The organism is Acrocarpospora catenulata (assembly GCF_018476525.1).
Taxonomy (GTDB): domain Bacteria; phylum Actinomycetota; class Actinomycetes; order Streptosporangiales; family Streptosporangiaceae; genus Acrocarpospora; species Acrocarpospora catenulata.
In genome coordinates this window covers 36,401-56,985 of record NZ_JAHCST010000059.1, presented here as the reverse complement: position 1 = coordinate 56,985, position 20,585 = coordinate 36,401, and the positions used below count along the sequence as shown (strand labels likewise).

General features: G+C 69.6%; 24 protein-coding genes, 2 tRNA genes and 1 riboswitch. Of the genes, 16 read left to right on the top strand and 10 right to left on the bottom strand.

What is annotated here, in order from left to right; translation table 11 throughout:
• Positions 1-41: 41 nt before the first annotated feature.
• A tRNA-Pro gene (locus KIP79_RS37335) sits at positions 42-115 on the bottom strand.
• A gap of 87 nt (positions 116-202) precedes the next feature.
• On the opposite strand from KIP79_RS37335, the gene KIP79_RS37330 reads away from it, so the two are divergent.
• Both KIP79_RS37330 and KIP79_RS37325 read left to right on the top strand, forming a co-directional pair.
• Positions 203-273 (top strand) — tRNA-Gly (locus KIP79_RS37330).
• Positions 274-860: 587 nt separating this feature from the next.
• Positions 861-1,154, top strand: coding sequence for a hypothetical protein (locus KIP79_RS37325; RefSeq protein WP_214109713.1), 294 nt, complete (start codon positions 861-863; stop codon positions 1,152-1,154).
• 69 nt (positions 1,155-1,223) lie between these two features.
• On the opposite strand, the gene KIP79_RS37320 is transcribed toward KIP79_RS37325, so the two are convergent.
• Together KIP79_RS37320 and KIP79_RS37315 are read right to left on the bottom strand one after the other, a co-directional pair.
• A complete protein-coding gene (locus tag KIP79_RS37320) occupies positions 1,224-1,841 on the bottom strand; it encodes a hypothetical protein (protein WP_214109712.1) in 618 nt (205 codons plus the stop codon).
• A gap of 125 nt (positions 1,842-1,966) precedes the next feature.
• On the bottom strand, positions 1,967-2,794 hold the full coding sequence (locus KIP79_RS37315; RefSeq protein WP_214109711.1) for a patatin-like phospholipase family protein: 828 nt from the start codon (positions 2,792-2,794) through the stop codon (positions 1,967-1,969).
• Positions 2,795-2,894: 100 nt separating this feature from the next.
• Here KIP79_RS37315 and KIP79_RS37310 point away from each other — a divergent pair, with 100 nt between their 5' ends.
• Together KIP79_RS37310 and KIP79_RS37305 are read left to right on the top strand one after the other, a co-directional pair.
• Positions 2,895-3,386 (top strand): GNAT family N-acetyltransferase, encoded by a 492-nt coding sequence (locus KIP79_RS37310; protein ID WP_214109710.1) that lies wholly within the window; start codon positions 2,895-2,897, stop codon positions 3,384-3,386.
• Positions 3,383-4,282 (top strand): SDR family oxidoreductase, encoded by a 900-nt coding sequence (locus tag KIP79_RS37305; protein ID WP_214109709.1) that lies wholly within the window; start codon positions 3,383-3,385, stop codon positions 4,280-4,282. Before KIP79_RS37310 ends, KIP79_RS37305 begins: the two co-directional genes overlap by 4 nt.
• On the opposite strand, the gene KIP79_RS37300 is transcribed toward KIP79_RS37305, so the two are convergent.
• Positions 4,273-4,512 (bottom strand): hypothetical protein, encoded by a 240-nt coding sequence (locus KIP79_RS37300; RefSeq protein WP_214109708.1) that lies wholly within the window; start codon positions 4,510-4,512, stop codon positions 4,273-4,275. The genes KIP79_RS37305 and KIP79_RS37300 overlap by 10 nt on opposite strands.
• A gap of 253 nt (positions 4,513-4,765) precedes the next feature.
• Here KIP79_RS37300 and KIP79_RS37295 point away from each other — a divergent pair, with 253 nt between their 5' ends.
• The 4 genes from KIP79_RS37295 (at position 4,766) to KIP79_RS37280 (ending at position 9,627) form a co-directional block, all read left to right on the top strand.
• Positions 4,766-5,923 carry a sensor histidine kinase gene (locus KIP79_RS37295; protein WP_214109707.1) on the top strand — a complete coding sequence of 386 codons (1,158 nt, stop codon included), beginning with the start codon at positions 4,766-4,768 and terminating at the stop codon, positions 5,921-5,923.
• On the top strand, positions 5,920-7,038 hold the full coding sequence (locus KIP79_RS37290) for a hypothetical protein (RefSeq protein ID WP_214109706.1): 1,119 nt from the start codon (positions 5,920-5,922) through the stop codon (positions 7,036-7,038). The genes KIP79_RS37295 and KIP79_RS37290 overlap by 4 nt, the downstream gene beginning before the upstream one ends.
• The gene (locus KIP79_RS37285) at positions 7,008-7,715 is read left to right on the top strand and encodes a response regulator (protein WP_308170081.1); all 708 of its coding nucleotides are present in this window, start codon (positions 7,008-7,010) and stop codon (positions 7,713-7,715) included. Before KIP79_RS37290 ends, KIP79_RS37285 begins: the two co-directional genes overlap by 31 nt.
• A gap of 175 nt (positions 7,716-7,890) precedes the next feature.
• On the top strand, positions 7,891-9,627 hold the full coding sequence (locus KIP79_RS37280; RefSeq protein WP_214109705.1) for an ATP-binding SpoIIE family protein phosphatase: 1,737 nt from the start codon (positions 7,891-7,893) through the stop codon (positions 9,625-9,627).
• A gap of 3 nt (positions 9,628-9,630) precedes the next feature.
• Here the strand turns inward: KIP79_RS37280 and KIP79_RS37275 are convergent, their stop codons facing one another.
• Positions 9,631-10,065: a DUF7144 family membrane protein gene (locus KIP79_RS37275; protein WP_214109704.1), complete on the bottom strand. Its 435-nt coding sequence runs from the start codon at positions 10,063-10,065 to the stop codon at positions 9,631-9,633.
• A gap of 249 nt (positions 10,066-10,314) precedes the next feature.
• On the opposite strand from KIP79_RS37275, the gene KIP79_RS37270 reads away from it, so the two are divergent.
• Complete coding sequence (locus tag KIP79_RS37270; RefSeq protein ID WP_214109703.1) at positions 10,315-10,887, top strand: TIGR03086 family metal-binding protein; 573 nt, start codon at positions 10,315-10,317, stop codon at positions 10,885-10,887.
• Between the two features lie 46 nt (positions 10,888-10,933).
• On the opposite strand, the gene KIP79_RS50265 is transcribed toward KIP79_RS37270, so the two are convergent.
• Positions 10,934-11,011, bottom strand: a complete 78-nt coding sequence (locus KIP79_RS50265) for a 50S ribosomal protein bL37 (protein ID WP_372453742.1) — start codon at positions 11,009-11,011, stop codon at positions 10,934-10,936.
• A gap of 129 nt (positions 11,012-11,140) precedes the next feature.
• On the opposite strand from KIP79_RS50265, the gene KIP79_RS37265 reads away from it, so the two are divergent.
• From KIP79_RS37265 to KIP79_RS37255, 3 genes are all read left to right on the top strand, one after another.
• Entirely contained in the window at positions 11,141-11,929 is a 789-nt protein-coding gene (locus tag KIP79_RS37265) for a DeoR/GlpR family DNA-binding transcription regulator (protein WP_214109702.1), read from the top strand.
• Complete coding sequence (gene galT / locus KIP79_RS37260) at positions 11,926-13,002, top strand: galactose-1-phosphate uridylyltransferase (RefSeq protein WP_214109701.1); 1,077 nt, start codon at positions 11,926-11,928, stop codon at positions 13,000-13,002. Before KIP79_RS37265 ends, galT begins: the two co-directional genes overlap by 4 nt.
• Positions 13,003-13,101: 99 nt before the next feature.
• A riboswitch (cyclic di-AMP (ydaO/yuaA leader) is annotated at positions 13,102-13,237 on the top strand.
• A 254-nt stretch (positions 13,238-13,491) separates the two neighbouring features.
• Positions 13,492-14,187 carry a VldE C-terminal domain-containing protein gene (locus KIP79_RS37255; RefSeq protein ID WP_250214456.1) on the top strand — a complete coding sequence of 232 codons (696 nt, stop codon included), beginning with the start codon at positions 13,492-13,494 and terminating at the stop codon, positions 14,185-14,187.
• A gap of 221 nt (positions 14,188-14,408) precedes the next feature.
• Here the strand turns inward: KIP79_RS37255 and KIP79_RS37250 are convergent, their stop codons facing one another.
• Together KIP79_RS37250 and KIP79_RS37245 are read right to left on the bottom strand one after the other, a co-directional pair.
• Positions 14,409-14,762 carry an MmcQ/YjbR family DNA-binding protein gene (locus KIP79_RS37250; RefSeq protein WP_214109700.1) on the bottom strand — a complete coding sequence of 118 codons (354 nt, stop codon included), beginning with the start codon at positions 14,760-14,762 and terminating at the stop codon, positions 14,409-14,411.
• A 29-nt stretch (positions 14,763-14,791) separates the two neighbouring features.
• On the bottom strand, positions 14,792-16,096 hold the full coding sequence (locus KIP79_RS37245) for a M50 family metallopeptidase (RefSeq protein WP_214109699.1): 1,305 nt from the start codon (positions 16,094-16,096) through the stop codon (positions 14,792-14,794).
• 162 nt (positions 16,097-16,258) lie between these two features.
• Here KIP79_RS37245 and KIP79_RS37240 point away from each other — a divergent pair, with 162 nt between their 5' ends.
• A complete protein-coding gene (locus KIP79_RS37240; RefSeq protein WP_214109698.1) occupies positions 16,259-16,876 on the top strand; it encodes a response regulator transcription factor in 618 nt (205 codons plus the stop codon).
• A gap of 20 nt (positions 16,877-16,896) precedes the next feature.
• Here KIP79_RS37240 and KIP79_RS37235 read toward each other — a convergent pair whose 3' ends face one another.
• Entirely contained in the window at positions 16,897-18,009 is a 1,113-nt protein-coding gene (locus KIP79_RS37235) for a PP2C family protein-serine/threonine phosphatase (RefSeq protein WP_214109697.1), read from the bottom strand.
• Positions 18,010-18,126: 117 nt separating this feature from the next.
• Here KIP79_RS37235 and KIP79_RS37230 point away from each other — a divergent pair, with 117 nt between their 5' ends.
• On the top strand, positions 18,127-19,356 hold the full coding sequence (locus tag KIP79_RS37230) for a GNAT family N-acetyltransferase (RefSeq protein WP_214109696.1): 1,230 nt from the start codon (positions 18,127-18,129) through the stop codon (positions 19,354-19,356).
• A 36-nt stretch (positions 19,357-19,392) separates the two neighbouring features.
• Positions 19,393-19,551, top strand: coding sequence for a hypothetical protein (locus KIP79_RS37225; protein ID WP_214109695.1), 159 nt, complete (start codon positions 19,393-19,395; stop codon positions 19,549-19,551).
• Here KIP79_RS37225 and KIP79_RS37220 read toward each other — a convergent pair.
• On the bottom strand, positions 19,534-20,001 hold the full coding sequence (locus tag KIP79_RS37220) for a ribose-5-phosphate isomerase (RefSeq protein WP_214109694.1): 468 nt from the start codon (positions 19,999-20,001) through the stop codon (positions 19,534-19,536). The two genes, KIP79_RS37225 and KIP79_RS37220, sit on opposite strands and share 18 nt — an antisense overlap.
• A gap of 77 nt (positions 20,002-20,078) precedes the next feature.
• On the opposite strand from KIP79_RS37220, the gene def reads away from it, so the two are divergent.
• Positions 20,079-20,567 (top strand): peptide deformylase, encoded by a 489-nt coding sequence (gene def, locus KIP79_RS37215; RefSeq protein ID WP_214109693.1) that lies wholly within the window; start codon positions 20,079-20,081, stop codon positions 20,565-20,567.
• Positions 20,568-20,585 lie beyond the last annotated feature (18 nt).

The window sequence follows — 20,585 nt, the reverse complement described above, 5'->3', positions numbered from 1 at the left end:
CCACTTGCCGCAGCCACGGCAAGTGGGCCAACCAAGCCACGTCGGGGTGACAGGATTTGAACCTGCGGCCCCCTGCTCCCAAAGCAGGTGCGCTACCAAACTGCGCCACACCCCGTCAGTCGATGCGCGGGAGCCCCCAGATCTCCGGTACGCTTACGCTCTACGACCGGATGAAGTCTAGACCAGATACCACCCGGCTCGCGCGGACGTAGCTCAATGGTAGAGCCCCAGTCTTCCAAACTGGCTACGCGGGTTCGATTCCCGTCGTCCGCTCTCCAAACGAAAGGCCAGGTCATCCACTATGGATGCCTGGCCTTCGTGATCTTCATCTGTATTCATTGATCTTTCGTGCCCGCTGCCGCTTTGATCATGTGTGTTCAGGGCCTGCCGGTAGGTGACTCCCAGGGCCCTGGCGATCACCTCGTCACGACCCTTGGTCGATCGTTAGCCTGGGGCACCATCGCGTCCCGCTCGGATCCATGCTCAGCAGGCTTTCGTGAAGACCTCGGATCACCCTTTGTCCCGCCACGAGTTGATCTCAGCCGCCTACAGCCCTCGAAGCAGGCGATAACGCGCTACCTGAGCCTCATTTTCACTGATCTCAGCGCGGACCCACTCGGCGGGATCCGAGGCCCCCAACTGCCGAAGCTGCTCCCACAAGGCGAACGCCGCCAGTTGGTCTCGCTCATTCAGCGAAGTAGCCCAGGCATCCCATGACGACCGATCCATCATGACGCCATGGTCACACGCATGGCCGTTACCGTGAGGCAAACGGGGGCGGGCCAGGAGCCGGGCCGCGCGCATCGGGTACCGCCGCGGGGCGTGTGCCTGATTGTCCTGGCGCAGTAGTCTCCATCATCGTGAACTTCGTTGCTGGTGTTCCGAGCCGTTGGCTTGTCACTTTGCACTCAGGCTCAGTCATCGAGCTTGCGGCCGACTGCTACAGCGAAGCCGACGGAGACCTGCTCTTCAGCATTCTCGTTGACGCCACCCCAGAGGAGCAGTCGCAGATGGTCGTCGAAGGGAGGACCCCATACGACCCGGCAAGGGTAATCGTCCTGGTTGCGAAGATCCCGGTAGCGGAAGTGGCGGACATCCTCACTGCCCCGTCGTGGTTCGACGATGGCAGTCAGTCCGATTCGACGCCTGAGTGAGCTGTGCCCGTTGCGTACCCGTCAGGACGGGAGTCTCAAGGTCGTTGTTCCAGCGGGGGGCTTCGCTGGTCAGCCGCGCTGGGTGTACACCCGCTTGACCTTGGCGACGGCCTTCTTGGCGTTCTTCACCGTTGTCGGCCACGTTGACCTGGTGTCGGTCAGGCCCTGGTAGACGATGACCGAGCTCTTGTAGGCGACGACGACGAACTCCGACACATAGGTGTTCGTATCGGCCCCGGGATACCGAGCGGTGTCGAAGGTCACCTCGAAGGCATAGGTGGTGTCGCCCAGGTTGGGGACCTTCTTCTTTTTGAACTCGCTCTGCCGTCGGAAACCCACCTGCCCGTCACAGGAGACGGTGACCTTCGACGCGGCGGTCTTGAGCTGCCTGATCGTCGCCGGACCACCCGTGAACACCTGCTGTAACCCGTTGACCTTGCCGACGAACCAGGCCGAGGGCCGCCTGCCGCCGAACACGCCGTCGTACGATTTCAGCGCGTCCATGCAGCGCGCCTCGTCCACCCTGAACGCGGACAGGAACGCCCCATCCAGGTCCGTCTTCAAGACGAACACGCCCTTGCCGAGATCCTTCTCGGTCAGCAGGGCCCGCTTCATCTCCGCCTTGGTCAGCGGGGCCACCGGCGCGCCCACCGCCAGCGCGCCCGTGAGCACCAGTTCCATGATCATGGTTTCTCCCGCCTCCGCGTGATCGGAAGACGAACGCTAGCGCCGTACGACAAACGTGATCAACGAAGTGCGCGGAATCTTCACACACACCGCACACCAGGCCCATGGCGAGCGCGGACCTCCCGTCAACTGGTGGCTGTTCTGACCTGGTGGGCGGCGTCTGGAGCCTGCCTGAGGCCGGACCGGTATGCGGGGGTCCAGGCGGCCGGGTCGGTGATGTCCGGGCCGAACGCCTTGAGCGCCTCGGCGTCTGGAACCAGTCGAACGATCACTCGATTCGCCGCTGAGACTTCGGGTGTCTCGGGGCCGCGTGCCATCGGCTCGGCGACGATCAGTACCGCCGCGTCGGCCGCCAGGTCCATGTTGGTTCCGGATCGCAGGGCGCCGTCGATGTAGCGGTGGCCGGCGATGGTGATGGGGGGAGCGGTCGTGGGGAAGGCGATGCTCGCGGCCACGGCCTGAGGGAGGGAGGCGGCGCCGTGGCGGTCCCAGATCGTCGGCTCGCCGGTCTCCAGGTTCACTGACGGGATCAGCAGTGGCTGGTCCGGCCATTCGTCTCCGCCGATGAGAAAGCGCATCCGGGCGATGGCGGCCTCCTCGTCGCCGGTCGCCGCGGTGACCGCGAGCGGGGCGATCCGGCGCAGGGCCTCGGCTCGCGTGAGGCCGGGGTCGCCGAGTGTCGCGAACACCTCGGCGAGTCTGGCCGGATCCGTCCGTACGCGCTGGGGTCCGGTGGGCGCGGGCAGCGTGGCGAGGCGGTCGAGCTCTCCCCCGCGGGCCAGGATCGCCCCCACGATCGCGCCCGCCGAAGTGCCCACGATCACGTCGGCTGCGCCCAGGTCCATCCCGGCATGGCGCAGTCCAGCCGCCAGTCCGGCCAGCCATGCCGTACCGACCGGGCCGCCAGGACCCAGGACGACGGCGTTCCCCGCCGTCAAGGACTGAAAAGCCATGGCTCAGACCCTAGGAAGAACAGAACCACGACGGCATCGGGCGAAGGGCCTAGGTCTGCTCCGGACTCTGATTGTCGGTCGGGTCTGACAGAGTGACGCCATGGGTGAGGCTGTGGAGGTGCGTCCCGGACGGGATGCGGACGTGGGCGCGGTCGCGACCATCTGGCGTGAAGGGTGGCGGGACGGTCATCTGACGCACGTGCCCGATGCACTGGTGGCGGTGCGGACGGCGGAGTCGTTCGCGGTGCGGGCGGGCGACCGGGTGGCCGACACCACGGTCGCCGTGGTTGGTGGGGCTGTGGCCGGGTTCGTGATGGTGGCCGGGGATGAGGTCGAGCAGGTGTACTGCGACCGCCGGCATCGTGGGGGTGATGTGGCCAATACCTTGATCGCCGAAGCCGAGCGGCTGGTCGCGGCGGCCAGGCATGAGCGGGCATGGCTTGCCGTGGTGGCCGGGAACGGGCGGGCGCGGCGGTTCTACGAGCGGAACGGCTGGATCGACGAGGGCCCGTTCGACTATCCGGCGCGGACGGACGATGGGCCGATCAGCGTGCCCTGCCACCGTTACACCAAGCGGGTGGCGAACCGATGACCAAGATCGCATTGGTGGCGGGGGCCACCCGCGGGGCCGGGCGGGGGGTCGCGGTCGAGCTGGGGGCGATCGGGGCGACCGTGTACGTGACCGGGCGGAGTACCCGGGAGCGGCGGTCGGAGATCGATCGGCCGGAGACCATCGAGGAGACCGCCGAACTGGTCGACGCGGCGGGTGGCCGGGGGATACCGGTCCAGGTCGACCACCTGGAGCCTGACCAGGTACGGAGCCTGGTCGAGCGGATCGACGCCGAGCAGGGACGGCTGGACGTCCTGGTCAACAACATCTGGGGCGGGGAGCAGCTTTTCAGCTGGGACGAGAAGCTCTGGGAGCACTCGCTGGACAAGGGCCTGCGGATCCTCAGACTGGCCGTCGACACGCACATCGTCACCAGCCATTTCGCGCTGCCGCTGCTGATCAGGAACCCGGGCGGCCTGGTGGTCGAGATGACCGACGGCACGGCCGAGTACAACGCCGCCAACTACCGGATCTCCTTCTTCTACGACCTGGCCAAGAGCTCGGTGCTGCGAATGGCCTTCGCGCAGAGCAAGGAGCTGGCGCCGCACGGCGGCACGGCGGTGGCACTCACCCCCGGCTGGCTGCGCTCGGAGCTGATGCTGGACCACTTCGGCGTCACCGAGGCCAACTGGCGGGACGCGCTACGCGCGCAGCCGCACTTCGCCATCTCCGAGTCCCCGGCCTACGTCGGGCGCGCGGTCGCGGCCCTGGCCGGTGACCCGGAGGTGAGCCGCTGGAACGGGCACTCGCTGTCCAGCGGCGGGCTCGCCCAGGTCTACGGGTTCACCGACGTGGACGGCAGCCGGCCCGACGCCTGGCGGTACCTGGTGGAGGTACAGGACGCCGGGAAGGAGGCCGACGTCACCGGTTACCGATGAGCTCGGCTGCCGCTGACCTCAAGGAGGTAGGAGCGGGCGATCCGGGAGATGGTTTCCTGGTCGACGTCGCGGGTGGTGCCGAGGAAGACGCGGACGATGCTGTTGATCAGGTTGGTCAGCCCGCCGAGGTCGCCCTGGTCGACCTTGTTGTCGAACTGCACGGCGATGCCGGGATCGGTGACGCGCGCGGAGACGATGGTCGCACGGATGTCGCTCTCAGTGAGGTGCATGCCGGTCCCTCCCTCGCGGGCGCGGACCGCGGGACCTGCCCCCCTCGCGGTACGTGATGTCGCGCCTGCGTGAATCGGCGACCGCGCGAGCGGCCTTGCCTGTTATTACATGAGATACCGGGCTGATCTGCGATGACGGTTCTTCAGCTGACACCGCACCCCGGCGTTTGCCGTCAAACCGTCAGATACAACGCGTTAAGGCCTTACACTCGGACGGCGCTTAACTGTCGGGACGTCGGCGAGTGATCCTCTGATGGCACACGGTGTTCGGTTGCTCGGCTCCACCAGCCGCGCCCCCGCGCGGGCCGCGCTGAACCGGGTGACCGCGCGGTGTGCCGCCGTCATGCGGGGCGTCATCGGCGTGGTCTCGAGCGTGGCGGGCCTGCTGAGCATCGGACCGCCGGTCACCCCCGCCTGGCTGCTGCCGGTGGTGGGGGCGGTCCTGGCCTGGACGACCGTGTTCTCGCTGACGGCCTGGCGGCACGGGCTGACCGTCTGGCTGATCAGCGGGGAGATCCTGCTGGTCTCGGGGCTGTGCCTGGCGCAGGGCCAGGTGGTGGCCGGCGCGGTGCTGGCCGGGGGCAGCAGCTGGGTGGCCGGCCTGGTGACCATGACCATTGTCGCGATCAGCCTGGCCTGGCCGCCGCCGGCCGCCGTACTGGGCGGACTGGTGGTCACGGTAGCCCACCTGGTGGGGGCGCAGAGTGCGGGCGCGGCGGACGACGGCCTGACCGGGGCGGTGATCAACGTCGTCCAGGTGGTGGCGACCGCGGCGCTGGGCGGGCTGCTCCGCAACGCCTCGGCCAAGGCCGACATCCTGCTGGCCCAGCTGCGCGACTTCGAGCGGCGGGCCACCGTGGAGCAGGAGCGACGCACCGACGAGCGCGCCCAGAACAGCCGGATGCACGGCAGCTTCCTGGCCACGCTGATGGTGGTCGGCGCGGGCGGCATCCCGGCCAGCACGCCGATGCTCCGCACGACCGCCACCGCGCACCTGGCCGAACTCGAACGGATCGCCCAGTCCACCGAACCGGAGGCCGAGCTGGTGGCGCTGGACGAACGGGTGCGGGCCGTGATCGACCGGGCCCAGCTGACAGTGGCCCGGCGACTCGCGCCCGTCACCGTGCCCTGGCGGGTGGCGGAGGCGTTCGCCGAGGCGGTCGCCGAGGCGCTGGCCAACGTGCACCGGCACGCCGGAACCGACTCCGCCGAGGTACGGCTGAGCGACGCCGAGGGCGGGGTCTGGGTCGAGGTGGTCGACCGCGGCGTCGGTTTCGACCACGCCGCCGTCCCCGACCACCGGTACGGCCTGCGCGTCTCGATCGTGGACCGCCTGGCGGCGGTGGGCGGCACGGCCACGGTGGCCTCCGGCGCGGACGGCACCCGGATCGCCCTGCGGTGGTCGCCGTGACCGCCGACACCGAGGTCCTGGTCGCCCAGCGGTACTCGGTGGGCAGCACCCGCGCGGCGGTCACCGTCGTGGCCGCCTGGCACCTGGGCTACGACCTGCCGGTCATGGTGCTGGGCTGGTCCGCCTACCGGTGGCCGTGGCTGGCCCTGGCCGCCTGGCTGCTCTACACGCTGATCGGGGTGGCCGCCTCGCCGGCCCTGCTGAACCCCGCGCGGCGGCTGCCGCTGGGCCCGTGGCCGCTGGCGGCTGCGGTGCTCGCGCTGGACGCGGCGGTGATCGTGGCCTGCCGCCCGGAGGACGTGCTGTCCCCGGCCAACTGGGCCTGGGGGTCGGTGGGCTGGCTGGCCATCATCCTGTTCTGGCCGCGCCGGAGCTGGCCGGTGGATCTCGGGGTGTTCTTCGCCGGGAACGCGGTGGTGATGCTGGCCGGGATGGCCGCCGCCGACGCCCTGGACCGGACCTCGATCAGCAAGTTCCTGGTGGTCCTGGTCGGCAGCATCACGTTGCAGGCCGGGGGCAGCGCGGGCGCGCACGGCTTCGACCTGGCCGCCCGCTGGGCGGCCGACAGCTCCCGCATCCTGGCCAGGGCCGAGGCGGCGCAGCAGGCCGCCGAGCAGGTGCACGCCGACCGGCTCCGCCGGTACGCCCAGGCCCGGCAGGCGGCCGCCGCCGTACTCACCCAGCTGGCCGCCGGCGCCGACCCGGCCGACCCCGCGGTACGGCATGCCTGCGCGGTCGGCGCCGCCCGGTTGCGGCGGCTGATCGCGGAGACCGACGACACCCCGAACCCCCTGCTGCACACCCTGCGCGCCTGCGCCTTCGACATCGAGCGCCGGGGGGTGGTGGTCAACCTGCTCACCGTGGGCGCGGTTCCCCCGCTCCCGCTGGAGATCCGGCGGGCGGTGATCGAGGCCCCGCTGGAGGCGATGGCGCGGGCCAGGACGCAGGCGCGCGTTACATTGGTCGCCACCGCGAACCAAGTGATCATCAGCGTGCTGTCGGACGCCGAGGCGTTCGCCGTGCCCGTGGCCGATGGCGTGACCGTGGCCACGCAGGTCGCCCCGAAGACGGAAGGAGGACTGCTGTGGATCGAGAGCTGCTGGACCGGCCCGTGACGCTGGCCGTGGTGGAGGATCTGCCGGTGGTGATCGAGGGCATGCGTTCCTGGGTGGCCCAGGACCCCCACCAGCGCGTGGAGATCGTCGCCAGCGGGAACACGCTGGAGGCGGTGCTGGCGGGCGCGGGGGCCGACGCCGACGTACTCCTGCTCGACCTGGAGCTGAACGGCGTGCTGATGATCGGCCGCATCCCTGAGCTGGCCGCGCAGGGGCGGCGGGTGGTCGTCTACTCGGTGCACGAGGACGAGGAGACCATCCTGACCGTGCTGAAGGCGGGGGCGGTCACGTTCATCAGCAAGAACGAGACCGCCGACCACTGCCTGGACACCATCCTGGCCGCCGCCGGGGACCGGCCCTACGTCACGCCCACCATGGCGGGCGCGCTGGTGGTGGCCGACGCCCGGACCACCCGGCCGATGTTGTCCGCCCGGGAGCGGGAGGCGCTGCTGCTGTGGTTCCAGGGCATGAACAAGCAGTCGGTGGCCACCCGGATGGGCATCTCGGAGGCCACCGTGAAGCAGTACATCGAGCGGGCCCGGATCAAGTACGCCAGCACCGGCCGGGCCGCCCCCACCAAGACCACGCTGCTGGCCCGGGCCATCCAGGACGGCCTGATCACGCCGGACGACATCATCGAATACCAGTCGCTGGCGGCGGAAGGCGGCTCGCATTGAGCGCGCCCGCGTGCCGCACCACGTCTGCCATACCCGGACGGACTGGGTATGTTCCCACCAGGGGCCATGGGCGACCGCCCGCCACGGCCTAGCAAATACGGATATGAGCTCTGGGGCAGTACAGTCTGGGAAAAATGCTGAAATGGCCCGGAGCTCCTAATTACCATTCGGAGAGATGAACCGGAACAGCGTGATCAAGGACCCCGTCCCCGGGGACCGGGCCGAATGGCGGCGCCGGAGCGCCAGTTCCGCGCGGGTACGGCTGGCGTTCCTGAACGAGGCCAGCCGCCGAATCGGGACCACACTGGATCTGGCCGAAACCAGCCGGGAACTGATGGACGTCACGGTGCCCCGGTTCGCCGACACCGCAGCGATCATGGTCCAGGACCGGCTGGTCATCGACGGCGAGTTCCCATCCCGCCCCACTGACGGCACCGCGCTGGTCCGGCGGGTGGCGCTGGCGGTGGCCGAGGAGAGCGCCGACGACTGGGTGGAGGCGTTCCCCCTCGGCGAGGTGACCGTCTACCCGGCCGGCCTGCCGCAGGCCCAGTGCATGGCCACCAGCAAGACGATCATGTATCCGGAGCTGGACGAGGAGACCGCCCGGCTGATCGGCGCCAGCCTCAACCACGAGCTGGTCGCCAAGCTGCTGGCCGGTGGCTCGTTCCTGGCGGTGCCGCTGCGCGCCCGGGGCCGGGTGCTCGGCTGCGCGATCTTCACCCGCCGCCCGGGCACCCAGCCGTTCGAGGAGCAGGACGTCGCGGTGGCCGAGGAGCTGGCCGCGCGCACCGCCGTCTGCATCGACAACGCCCGGCTGTACGCCAGGGAGCGGCGCACCGCGCTCACCCTGCAGAGCAGCCTGCTCCCCGCCGACCTGCACCAGCCGCTGGGCATGGACATCGCCACCCGGTACCTGCCGGCCAGCGACCTGATGGGCGTCGGCGGCGACTGGTTCGACGTGATCCCGCTGCCGGGCTGCCGGGCCGCGCTGGTGGTCGGCGACGTGATGGGGCACGGCACCAGGGCCGCCGCCACCATGGGACAGCTGCGCACGGCCGCGCGCACGCTGGCCGGTCTCGACCTGCCCCCGGACGAGCTGCTCTTCCGGCTCAGCCGGATGAGCCAGGACCTGGACCCGACCCAGATCGCCACCTGCGTGTACGCGACGTACGACCCGGTGACCAGGTCCTGCGCGATCGCCAGGGCCGGGCACGTGCCGCCGGTGCTGATCCACAGCGACGGGTCCACCGAGGTCATCGAGCTGCCGGCCTGCCTGCCGCTGGGCATCGGGAACGAGCCGCTGGAGATGGTGGAGCTCACCCTGCCGGCCGGGAGCATCCTGGCCCTCTACACCGACGGCCTGGTGGAGAGCCGCGCCAGGGACATCGACGAGGGCATCACCGCGCTCCGCCGCCTGCTCTCCGGCCCCGCCCAGGACCTTGAGGAGATGTGCGACCTCACCATCAACAGCCAGCGGCCCGGGCACGAGCGGGACGACATCGCGCTGCTGCTGGCCCGGGTGCACGACCTGGCGCCGGACGAGATCGCCTCCTGCGCGCTGCCGTCCGACCCCCGGTTCGTCGGTCACGCGCGCCGGTTCGTCCGGGCCACCCTGGCCTCCTGGGGGCTGAGCGGGGTGATCGACACCACCGAGCTGATCGTCAGCGAGCTGGTGACCAACGCGCTCAAGCACGGCTGGCCGCCGATCGAGCTGCGGCTGCTGCGCGGGCGGGGGCGCACCCTGGTCTGCGAGGTCTCGGACGGTTCGCCCACCGCGCCCGCGGTGCGCACGCCGAGTTCGGAGGACGACACCGGGCGCGGGCTCCAGCTGATCAAGCGCCTCACCTACCGGTGGGGCACCCGCCCGACCCCGTCGGGAAAGATCGTCTGGGTGGAGCTGCGGCTGCCCTGACCGTCAGGCGACGGATCCGCGCGGTGGGACCACCAGGGCGTAGATGATGAACAGGCAGAACACGATGTCGACGATCGACCAGACCGGGTAGGCCGCCATGAACGCGAACTGCCCGAGCATGGCCAGCAGGGCCATGATGATGCCCACCGCGCGGGCCCACGTCTTCCCGGCGATGATGCCGAACCCGGTGACCACCTGGATGACGCCGATGACCAGCCAGATCACGCCCCAGGCGAAGAAGTTGAAGACCAGGATGCGTTCGGTGCCGACCAGGAAGTAGCTGCTCCGGAAGAGCGCCACGAAGCCGCCGATGATGTTGAAGACGCCGACCGTGATGCCGATGATCCCGGCGAACCCCAGCCAGTTCGAGGTGGGCGGTGGGGACGGCACACGTTCGTGGGTCGTGGACGGCATCCGTCCGGGCGAGGCGGTGGTCACGAGTTACCTCCCGAACCAGTCGAACGATCAATCCCACCATAAGATGATAAATCGCCATTTCTCATTGTTTCTGGGGGAAAAATGAATGGCGATATATTTCCTTTGCTGGTTAATTGCCGATTCATCTGAAGCTGGGGGGTGTTTCGCGATGAAGGAAACGCGGGGGGAATGGAGTTTGCCGAGGGTACGGCGGTGCGCCGGGCCCGGCTCCGGATGACGGGACCGCTCCGGTCGGGTTAACGTCGAGAGGTGACCATCGATATCCGTGATGCCTACCGCCGGGCGCTGGATGCCTTCGGTCGGCGCGTGCACCTGGTCCGGGCCGACCAGTGGGGGCTGGTGACCCCCTGCGTGGACTGGGACGTCCGCGCGCTGGTCAACCACTTGGTGAACGAGAGCCTGTGGGCGCCAGAACTGCTCGCCGGCCGTACCGTCGCGGAGGTCGGGGACGCCTTCGACGGCGACCTGCTCGGCGACGATCCGATCAAGGCGTTCGACACGGCCGCGCACGAGGCGGTGCAGGCCGCCTTCGCCGAGGGCGCGCTCACTCGGACGGTGCACCTGTCCTTCGGCGACGTGCCTGGCGAGGAGTACCTCACCGAGCTGTTCGCCGACGCGCTCATCCACACCTGGGACCTGTCCCAGGCCATCGGCGTCGTCGACCGCCTCGACCCCGAGCTGGTGGACGCCTGCGCGAGCTGGTTCGCGGGCGCCGAGGAGAGCTACCGGCAGTCGGGCGTGATAGGAGAACACGCGGACGTGCCCGCCGAGGCCGACGCGCAGACGCGTTTACTGGCCGCCTGGGGCCGCCGCAGCGGCTGACTCAACCAACCCACGGCTGACCCGGCCGCTGACTCGGCGGCTGGGGTCACCGGCCGGTGGGCCGCTTGCCGTGGTTGGCCTTCTTCTTCTTGCGTGCCTTCGACTTGCGCTGACGTTTGGCCATGTGGCGTCCGTCCCTTCGGTCGTTCCCTCACTGTCTCCCGTCTGCCGTACCCTCACAAGGCCTCCTGGTCATCACGTTTCAACATTCGCTATGCAATAATTTGTTGAAATCTGTTGATAAGGAGCGGTGATGCTGGCCCAGCAACGGCAGCAGGCGATCCTGGAACGGGTCCGCAGGACCGGTGGGGTGCGGGTGGCCGACCTGGTCAGGGACCTCGGCGTGTCGGACATGACGATCCGCAGGGACCTGGAGGCGCTGGCCGACCGGGGGCTGCTGGAGAAGGTGCACGGCGGCGCCACCGTGCCCGGGCCCGGCTCGGCCGACGAACCGGGGTTCGCCGCCAAGTCCGTGCGCCAGCAGGCCGAGAAGGAGGCCATCGCCCGGCACGCGGCCGCCCTGGTCCGCCCCGGCGGCTCGGTCGCCCTCTCGGCGGGGACCACCACCTGGACCCTCGCCCACCACCTGGCCGACGTGCCCGAGCTGACGGTGATCACCAACTCGCTGCCGGTGGCCGAGGTCTTCCACCGCTCCGGCCGCCCCGACCAGACGGTCATCCTGGTCGGCGGGGTACGGACACCGTCCGACGCGCTGGTCGGCCCGGTCGCGGTGGCCGCCGTCCACTCCCTCAACGTGGACGTGCTGCTGCTGGGCGTGCACGGCATGAGCCCCAGGGCCGGTTTCACCACGCCCAACCTGCTGGAGGCCGAGACCGACCGGGCGCTGGTGGCCGCCGCGCAGCGGCTGGTGGTGGTGGCCGACCACACCAAGTGGGGCACCATCGGCATCAGCACCATCGCCCGGCTGGAACAGGCGCACGTGGTGGTCACCGACGCGGGCCTGCCGGTGGCGGCCAGGGCGGAGCTGGCCGAGTACGTGGGCGAGGTCGTGGTAGCGGGCGGAGAGGATCTCCCCCGGTGAAGAAGACCATGATCCACCTGGCCGACGGCCGGGAGCTGTTCTACTTCGACCGCTCCGACGCGGCCGACCGGAGCGCCCGCGACGAGCGCGACCTGCCCCCGCGGCCCCCCTCCTCCGAACTGCGCTACGACCCGCTGATGGACGAGTGGGTGGCCATCGCCGGTCACCGGCAGACCCGCACCCACCTGCCGTCCGCCGAGGAGTGCCCGCTCTGCCCCGCCCATCCCGGCTCGGAGATCCCCTCCTGGTACGACGTGGTGGTCTTCGAGAACCGCTTCCCCTCCTTCAGCTACGTGGGCCCGGACACGCGGGAGCAGGTGGGCGGCCTCAGCGAGGTACGGCCCGGCATCGGCCGGTGTGAGGTGGTCTGCTTCACCGCCGACCACCAGTCCTCCTTCGCCGCCCTCTCCCCCGAGCAGGTCGAGCTGGTGATGGAGGCCTGGGCGGACCGTACGGCGGAGCTGTCGGCGCTGCCGGGGGTGGAGCAGGTGTTCTGCTTCGAGAACCGGGGGGCCGAGATCGGCATCACGCTGCCCCATCCGCACGGGCAGATCTACGCCTATCCGTACGTGACCCCCCGGACCCGGCAGATCCTGGACAACGCCGAGCGGTACGGGGGCAACCTGTTCGCGGACGTCCTGGCGGCCGAACGGGCGGGCCCCCGCGTGGTCGCCGCCAACGAGCACTGGACGGCCTTCGTGCCGGCCGCCGCCCGCTACCCGTTCGAGGTGCACCTCTACCCGCACCGCCAGGTGCCCGACCTGGCCGCGCTGAACACCGAGGAGCGCGCCGCGTTCGGGGCCGTCTACACCGATGTGCTCTGGCGGCTGGACGGGGTCTTCGGGGTGGTCATGCCGTACGTGGCGGCCTGGCACCAGGCGCCGGTACGGGCCCGGCGCGAGCTCGGATACCTGCACCTGCAGCTGTTCAGCATCCGGCGGGCGCCGGGGAAGCTGAAGTACCTGGCGGGGTCGGAGTCCGGGATGGGGGCCTTCGTCAACGACGTACGACCGGAAGAGGCGGCCGAACTGCTCCGCGGATGGGGAAAGCCGGGGAGACAGATCACGGATTGATCTCTACTTGGTCGCGACTTTGGGTGGCAGGGCAACCCCTTTGCCACTACTATCCATCGCACCGGCTGATTCACACGGTCTCTCCAGAGATCAGGCGTCTCATCCGGTACGCCTAATCCCGGGTGCATCGCCCGGGAACCGGGGACCCAAGTACCTGGGGTGAACGCGCGAGAGCGCCAGGGCACCTCCCCGCCCGAACCCGTCAGCTAACCCGGTCGGCTCGCGGAGAGGAGCGGGCAGCTGCCCCCCACGTTCTACCGTCATGCCCTGGTTCTGGTCGGCATACTGGCCGCCGTCCTGATCCTGGAACCCGCTGCCACCGCGGCCCCCAAGCCCACCGAGGGCGAACTGCGCAAGCAGCTCAGCAGCCTGGAGAAGAAGGTCGACGGGCTGATCGCCAAGTACCACGCCGCTCGGGAGGACTTCGCGAAGGCGCAGACGGCGGAGAAAGGCGCCCAGGAACGACTGGACAAGGCCGAGGTCGCCGCGGTGGAGGCCCAGCGCCAGGTCGCCGAGCTGGCCGGGCTGAACTACCAGTCGACCGTGGACAGCCCCCTGCTGCTGCCCGGCATGCAGCTCGACCCACTGGTCGCGCAGTTGCAGGCCGAGCGTGCGGCCAAAATGGCCGAGTACGCCAAGCGGGAGACCGAGCGGCGTCGGGCCGCCGCGACCGCCGAGAAGCTCACCGCCGACATCAAGCGCAAGTCCGAAGACATCGACAAGCAGCGCAAGGACGCCGAGGCGCTGATCGACGAGATCAAGGACAAGCTGGACAAGCTCATCCCGATCGGCCCCGGCAAGCTGAAGAACGGCGGCTGGGCGCCGCAGCTCCCCACCGGCAGCGACAACATCACCCCGCGCACCCGGCTGATGCGCGAGGAGGTCAAGAAGGCCTTCAACCTGCACTACACGGTCGGCTGCTTCCGGGTCGACAGCATGGGCGAGCACCCGCTCGGCCGCGCCTGCGACTTCATGATGAGCTCCGGCGGCACCATGCCCTCCGCCGCCAACGTGGCCCTCGGCAACGCCCTCGCCGACTGGGCCCTGAAGAACCGCACCAAACTCGGCGTCAAATACGTCATCTGGAGACAACGCATCAACCACGGCTCAGGCTGGCGCTTCATGTCCAACCGGGGCAGCATCACCCAGAACCACTACGACCACGTCCACATCTCAATGTTCTAGAGCCATCTGCCCCACCCACCGACCACGCGGGTGTGTTTCCCAGCCCCCGCGGACGCACACCCGCGTGGTCACCCCTGTGACATTGGCCGATCCTCCGGATCGGCGGGCTTGGCCGCCGGGGAGCCTGTGTCTTCCCTCCTCCGCTCTGGTCGCTGCGCTCCCGCCGCTCCGTCAGTCCAGACACAGGCGCGGCCAAGCCACACCAGAGACGGAGAGAATGATTACCCCTCTAGTTGGGCGATCAGCGTCTTGGGGGCGATCTGGCGGTAGGCGTCGCGGATGATGTGGTTGATTTCCTGCCAGTCGACGGGGACGTCGAGGTAGACGCCGAGCCAGCCGCGGTGGCCCACGTATGGGGGGCGGAAGAAGCGGGTGGGTTCGGTTTCGGTGAGGTGTTCCTGGATGCCGGGTGGGGCGGCGCACCAGAAGCCCAGGCGGTCGTCGTGGTGGTGGTCGGCGAAGGTGACGAAGGTCTTCTTGCCACGGATGAACCAGGTGGGTTCGCCGTGGCTTATGCGTTCGGTGGTTTCCGGGAGGGCCAGGCACAGGGCGCGAAGGCGTTCCAACTGCTCCATGCCTGGCACGATAGCCGGGGTCTCCCCCGTCATCCGCTGATTCGGACCGGGTTCACGATGTCGGCGAAGATCAGCAGGCCGCCCATGAAGAGCAGCAGGATCGCCATCACGTACGTGATCGGGAGGGCCTTGGCCACGTCCACGTAGCCGGGGGTGGGGCGGCGGGCGATCTTGGCCCAGGCGCGCTTGACGCCCTCCCAGAGGCCGCCGGCGATATGTCCGCCGTCGAGGGGCAGCAGCGGGATCAGGTTGAACATCCCGACGGCCAGGTTGAGCCCGGCCAGCAGTTGGATGAAGATGATGATCTTGCTTTCGAGCGGCGCCGAGGAGGCCGCGATCTCACCGCCGATACGCCCGGCCCCGACCACGCCGATCGGCCCGTTGGGGTCGCGCTTCTCACCGGAGAAGGCGGCGTTCCAGATGCCGACCATCTTGCTGGGGATGTCCACCATGGCGACGGCGGTGCGCGAGGTCATCTCCCACATCTGGCCGATCACGTAACCGGGCCCCTGCCGCTCCAGCACCGCGGTCGGGGAGACCCCGAGGAACCCGACGTTCTTCACTATCTTCTCGGGATTGTTCAGATCCGGCCTGTCCTGCGCGATCAGGTCGACGTTGAGCGTGAGCTCCTTGCCACCCCGGTCCACCACCAGCACGGCCGGGCCGGCGCCGTGCGAGCGGATCAGCTTCTGCGCCCCCTCCCAGGTGGAGACCGGCGTGCCCTCGATGGAGAGCAACCGGTCCCGGGGCAGCAGCCCGGCCTTGGCGGCGGGGCTGGGCGGGTCGTCGGCCCGGCACTCACGTTTGGCGGCCTCCGCCGCCGGGATCACGCACTTGCTCACCTCACTGAGCACCGGCTTCTGGACCATCACCCCGAAGCCCATCATGACCACCGCGAAGAGCAGGAACGCCAGCACGAAGTTCATGAACGGCCCACCGGCCATGATGATGACCTTCTGCCACCACGGTTTGCGGTAGAAGACCCGGTCCTCGTCCCCCGGGCGGATGTCCTCCGAAGCCACCGCGCGGGCGTTGTCGATCAACCCCTGCCAGGGCCCGGTGGAGACGCTCCGCAGCTTGCCTGGCGCGTCGTACGGCCGGGGCGGCAGCATGCCGATCATCCGGACGTAGCCGCCGAGCGGCACGTACTTCACCCCGTACTCGGTCTCCCCGCGCCGCCGGGACCAGAGCGTGCCGCCGAACCCGACCATGTACTGGGTGACCCGGACGTTGAAGAGCTTGGCCGGGACCAGGTGGCCGATCTCGTGCAGCGCGATCGACACCAGCAGTCCCACGAACAGCAGCAGGAACCCCGCCAGGTAGACCCAGCTCATCGGCGCGTACCCCCGTACGGAGAAAGTGTCGTCCGGTTCGAGGGTAGCCGACCGGGAACCAGCACGCTTTCCGTGATCAGCTTGCACTGGCTTTGCCAAATCGGGAGACTTCGTTGACAGTCCGCATCGGGGTGATCACCCTGTGCTGAGGAGGGGGCCTCTTTGATCAGGATCCTGGTGGCCGAACATCTGCCGCTGGTCCGGCGTGGCCTGGTGGTGTCACTGGGGGCGGAGCCCGACTTCGAGCTGGCCGGTGAGGTGGCGAGCGCCGGGGAGATCGTGGCGACGGCGCCGGAGCTGAAGCCGGACGTGGCCGTGATCGACGTGGACCTGCCCGGCGGGGACGGGATCACCGACGGCGTCGCGGCCGCCGCCTGGCTGCACGAGAGGGCCCCCCGCTGCCGGGTGATGATCCTGTCCGGCCAGCCCACGCCGGGTCAGGTGCGCCGCGCGTTCGCGGTCAGGGCGCTCGGCTACATGGGCATCCAGGTGGCCCCCGAGCAGCTGGCCGAGGGCATCCGGCGGATCGTGTCGGGGCGCAGGGCGGTCGACTCGGAGCTGGCCATCGCCGCGTTACAGACCGCTGACAATCCGTTGACCCCGCGCGAACTCGACGTGCTCCGGATCGCCGCGCAGGGCGCGCCGTCGAAGGAGATCGCCGACCAGCTCTTCCTGTCGGTGGGCACGGTGCGCAACCACCTGTCGCGGATCATGTGCAAGACCGGGGCCAGGAACCGGGTGGACGCGGTCCGCATCGCGGGGGACGCCGGCTGGTTGTAGACGATCCCCCGTGCGGATCGTCAGGGACGCCAGATCAGCACCAGCGCGCAGTCGTCGTTGTGCCCCGAGGACATGGAGGTCACCAGCTGCCGCGCGCCCCCCGCGAACCCGGAGGGCAGCAGCCGTTCCGCCTCCCCGAGCAGCCGGTCCAGACCGGCGTCGATGTCGCGTCCCGGCTGCTCGATCAGCCCGTCGGTGAAGAGCATCAGCGCGTCCCCCTTGCGGAGCACCCCGCTGTCCGGCTCGCAGTGCAGGTCGGGCACCACACCGAGGACGACCCCCTTGGCCGCGGCCACCCGCCAGGTGCCGGTCCCGGCGTCGAACTTGACCACCGGCGGATGCCCGGCCGAGGTGATCACGTACCCGCCGGTGGCCAGGTCGAGGCTGAGGTGCACGGCGGTGACGAAGCCCTCGCCCTCGCGCTGCCGGTGCAGGTAGGCGTTGCAGGCGCCCAGGAAGTCGGAGACCGAGCCGAGCAGCCCGCCGAAGGTGCCGGACAGCATCAGCGCCCGGGTGCCCGCGTCGACGCCTTTCCCCGACACGTCCACCACGGCGAGCTCGACCCGGTTGCCCTCCCGCATGGACACCACGAAGTCACCGCCGAAGGAGGAGCCCCCGGCCTGCTTGAGCACCACCTTGGCGCCCCAGTCCTTGGGCAGGGCGGGCAGCTCGCTCTGGCGTTTCAGGCGGTCGCGCAGCTCCAGGAGCATGGCGTCGCCGCGCAGACCCTGCACTCCCAGCGAACCGCGGGTGCGGGCCATCAGCCAGGCGAGCACGGCGGTGAACCCCACCGTGACCAGCAGCCCTGGCCCCACGTTCCGGTCGTCGAGGTTGACCGCCAGATAGATCAGCGCGGCGGCGACCGCGCCGAGCAGCACGGCCAGGCTGCGCAGGCGCAGCTGCAGGCCGCCGAGCAGCGTGATCAGGATCAGCAGGGACGGCGAGAACCACTGCGTGGAGACCTCCACCCCGAGCACCCCGATCAGCAGGGTGAGCGTGACGAAGGCCACCATAAGATGGCGATCTTTCGACGAACTCTTCCTCACAAACCGGACGATGGGCACCAAAAGAGGTACCCGCACCAATATCGCGCGGAGCCGGGGAGGGATGAGCGGCACCGGACGGGAACTCATGATGCACTCGACTGTATCCGGCGACACTCCCGCAAGGCAGCCTCTTGACCAAGTCCTTGATCATTTAGCACCGATATTCGGTGGCCGTCCCTCTTTGCCCCGCCCTACGGTGGCCTGATGAATCTCCCCCTTCGTCCCATCTCAGAGGCCGAGTGGCCTGGGTTCGTCGCCGTCCTGGACGAGGCTTTCGGGTCCTCATTCCACGCGGCGCAAGTCGCGCGCTTCAAGGCGGTGACCGAGTTCGACCGCACCCTGGCGGCCTTCGACGGCGACTTGGTCGTCGGCTGCACCTCGATTTTCAGCTTCGATCTGACCGTGCCGGGCGGGATCGCGGTCCCGACGGCGGGCGTCACGGCGGTGGGCGTGCTTCCCTCGCACCGGCGGCGCGGCATCCTCAACGCGCTGATGCGCCGCCAGCTGCACGACATCAAGGCGCGTGGCGAGGCCGTGGCCCTGCTCTATGCCTCCGAGGCCGGCATCTACGGACGGTTCGGCTACGGCCGCGCGGTCGACAACATGTTCTTCCGCATCCCCAAGCTCGGCTCCGCCTTCGTCCCGCACGCGCCGGTGGACCCGTCACTGCGGCTGCGCGCACCGCTGCCCGCGCAGGCCCGCGCCGACTTCGAGCACGTCTTCGAGGTGGTACGGACCACCCGCCCCGGCCTCTACAGCCGTTCCCCGCAGCGCTGGGACGGCGTGCTCGCCGACGACGAAGCCTCCCGCGGCGAGGACGGCCGGCTGCGCTGCATGCTGGTCGAAGACGAGGCCAACGGGGTCCGCGGCTACGCGCTCTTCAAGATCAAGCGCCACTTCACCGACCACGACGTGGCGGCCGGCGAACTGCGGCTGATCGAGTTGTTCGCGCTGGACCCGGCCGCGTACGCGTTGCTCTGGCGGAGCGTGCTGGACCGGGACCTCTGCTCCCAGGTGTACGCCTGGAACCGCCCCATGGACGACCCGATCATGCACCTGCTGGCCGAGCCCCGCCACCTCAACGCGGGCACCCTGGACGAGATGTGGGCCCGGCTGGTGGACGTGCCCGCCGCCCTCACCGCCCGCGCGTACGCGGCCCCGGCCGACCTGGTGATCGAGGTCGTGGACGAGGTCTGCCCGTGGAACGCGGGCCGCTGGCGCCTGACCACCGCCAAGGCCAGCTGTGAGCGCACCGACGACCCGGCCGAGCTGACCCTGCCAGTGCAGGTGCTGGGCGCGGCCTATCTCGGCGGGCGCTCGCTGGTGGCCTTCAAGAGCGCGGGGATCGTGACCGAGCACCGGCCGGGCGCGCTGCTTGAGCTCTCCACCGCCATGTCCTGGGACCCCAAACCCTGGGGCGGCCTCGTCTTCTGACGACGTACCGGCTTTCCGGCGACGTACAGTACGGGCATGGCTTTGCAGAGCTTACAGATCACCGCGATCACCGCCATGCGCGCCCGGGACGTCTCGCGCCCGAGCAAGGAGCAGCAGGAGGCCGCCGACCGGCGGCCCCTGCGGGACGAGGCGCCCCGTAAGGAGGTCCGGCGGGAGCTAGGGCAGCGGGGGTAGCTTCCCGGTGGCCTCGTAGTCGGCCAGCATGGCGATGCGCCGCGCGTGCCGCTCGGCTCCCGAGAACGGCGTGGTCAGGAACAGCTCCACGAAGCGGGTGGACTCCGCCAGCGAGTGCATGCGCCCGCCGATGCTGATCACGTTGGCGTCGTTGTGCTCCCGGGCGAGCTTGGCCGTGTCCTCGCTCCAGGCCAGCGCGGCCCGGATGCCCTGCACCTTGTTGGCGGCGATCTGCTCGCCGTTGCCCGAGCCGCCGATCACCACGCCCAGGCTGCCGGGATCCTCCGCCACCCCGGCGGCGGCGCGGAGCACGAACGGAGGGTAGTCGTCCTCCGCGTCATAGGTCGCGGGACCGCAGTCGACCACCTCGTACTGGTTGTCCTTCAGCCAGGAGACCAGGTGGTTCTTCAGTTCGTAGCCGGCATGGTCGGCACCGATGTAGACGCGCACCGCCACAGTTTCGCAGGTCCACTAGAGTAAGTGCCAACCCACCCGGCGACCCCTTACCTCTTTCTGGAGAGAGCGCGATGCGCGAGATCCGTTACCTCGGCGACCCGGTCTTGCGCACCCCGGCCGAGCCGGTCACCGCCTTCGACCGCGACCTGCGCCGCCTGATCGACGAGATGTTCGCGACCATGCGCATGGCGGACGGCGTGGGCCTGGCCGGCCCCCAGATCGGCGTCGGCAAGCGGTTGTTCGTGTACGACATCAGCAACCGCCAGGGCCACATCGTCAACCCCGAGCTGGTGATCGACGACCCGGCCGAGGTGGTGGAGGAGGAGGGCTGCCTGTCGGTCCCCGCCCGGGAGTCCGGCCGCCCGCTCTACGCGCCGACCCCGCGCGCGGCGGGGGTCACCGTGCGCGGCTTCGACCGGCTCGGCCGCCCGGTGCAGGTGACCGCCCGCGGCATGCTGGCCCGCTGCTTCCAGCACGAGTTCGACCACCTGGAGGGCAGGCTCTACGTGGACCGGCTGCCCAGGGAGACGGCCCGCAAGATCATGCAGCAGGCCCACTGAGCCACACCTGAGCGCGGG

Coding starts and splice junctions, on each gene's coding strand:
- KIP79_RS37320 (WP_214109712.1), bottom strand. CDS start 1,841: ATGATCATGGAACTGGTGCTCACGGGCGCGCTGGCGGTGGGCGCGCCG.
- KIP79_RS37315 (WP_214109711.1), bottom strand. CDS start 2,794: ATGGCTTTTCAGTCCTTGACGGCGGGGAACGCCGTCGTCCTGGGTCCT.
- KIP79_RS37310 (WP_214109710.1), top strand. CDS start 2,895: ATGGGTGAGGCTGTGGAGGTGCGTCCCGGACGGGATGCGGACGTGGGC.
- KIP79_RS37305 (WP_214109709.1), top strand. CDS start 3,383: ATGACCAAGATCGCATTGGTGGCGGGGGCCACCCGCGGGGCCGGGCGG.
- KIP79_RS37300 (WP_214109708.1), bottom strand. CDS start 4,512: ATGCACCTCACTGAGAGCGACATCCGTGCGACCATCGTCTCCGCGCGC.
- KIP79_RS37295 (WP_214109707.1), top strand. CDS start 4,766: ATGGCACACGGTGTTCGGTTGCTCGGCTCCACCAGCCGCGCCCCCGCG.
- KIP79_RS37280 (WP_214109705.1), top strand. CDS start 7,891: ATGAACCGGAACAGCGTGATCAAGGACCCCGTCCCCGGGGACCGGGCC.
- KIP79_RS50265 (WP_372453742.1), bottom strand. CDS start 11,011: ATGGCCAAACGTCAGCGCAAGTCGAAGGCACGCAAGAAGAAGAAGGCC.
- KIP79_RS37265 (WP_214109702.1), top strand. CDS start 11,141: ATGCTGGCCCAGCAACGGCAGCAGGCGATCCTGGAACGGGTCCGCAGG.
- KIP79_RS37250 (WP_214109700.1), bottom strand. CDS start 14,762: ATGGAGCAGTTGGAACGCCTTCGCGCCCTGTGCCTGGCCCTCCCGGAA.
- KIP79_RS37245 (WP_214109699.1), bottom strand. CDS start 16,096: ATGAGCTGGGTCTACCTGGCGGGGTTCCTGCTGCTGTTCGTGGGACTG.
- KIP79_RS37235 (WP_214109697.1), bottom strand. CDS start 18,009: ATGAGTTCCCGTCCGGTGCCGCTCATCCCTCCCCGGCTCCGCGCGATA.
- KIP79_RS37230 (WP_214109696.1), top strand. CDS start 18,127: ATGAATCTCCCCCTTCGTCCCATCTCAGAGGCCGAGTGGCCTGGGTTC.
- KIP79_RS37225 (WP_214109695.1), top strand. CDS start 19,393: ATGGCTTTGCAGAGCTTACAGATCACCGCGATCACCGCCATGCGCGCC.
- def (WP_214109693.1), top strand. CDS start 20,079: ATGCGCGAGATCCGTTACCTCGGCGACCCGGTCTTGCGCACCCCGGCC.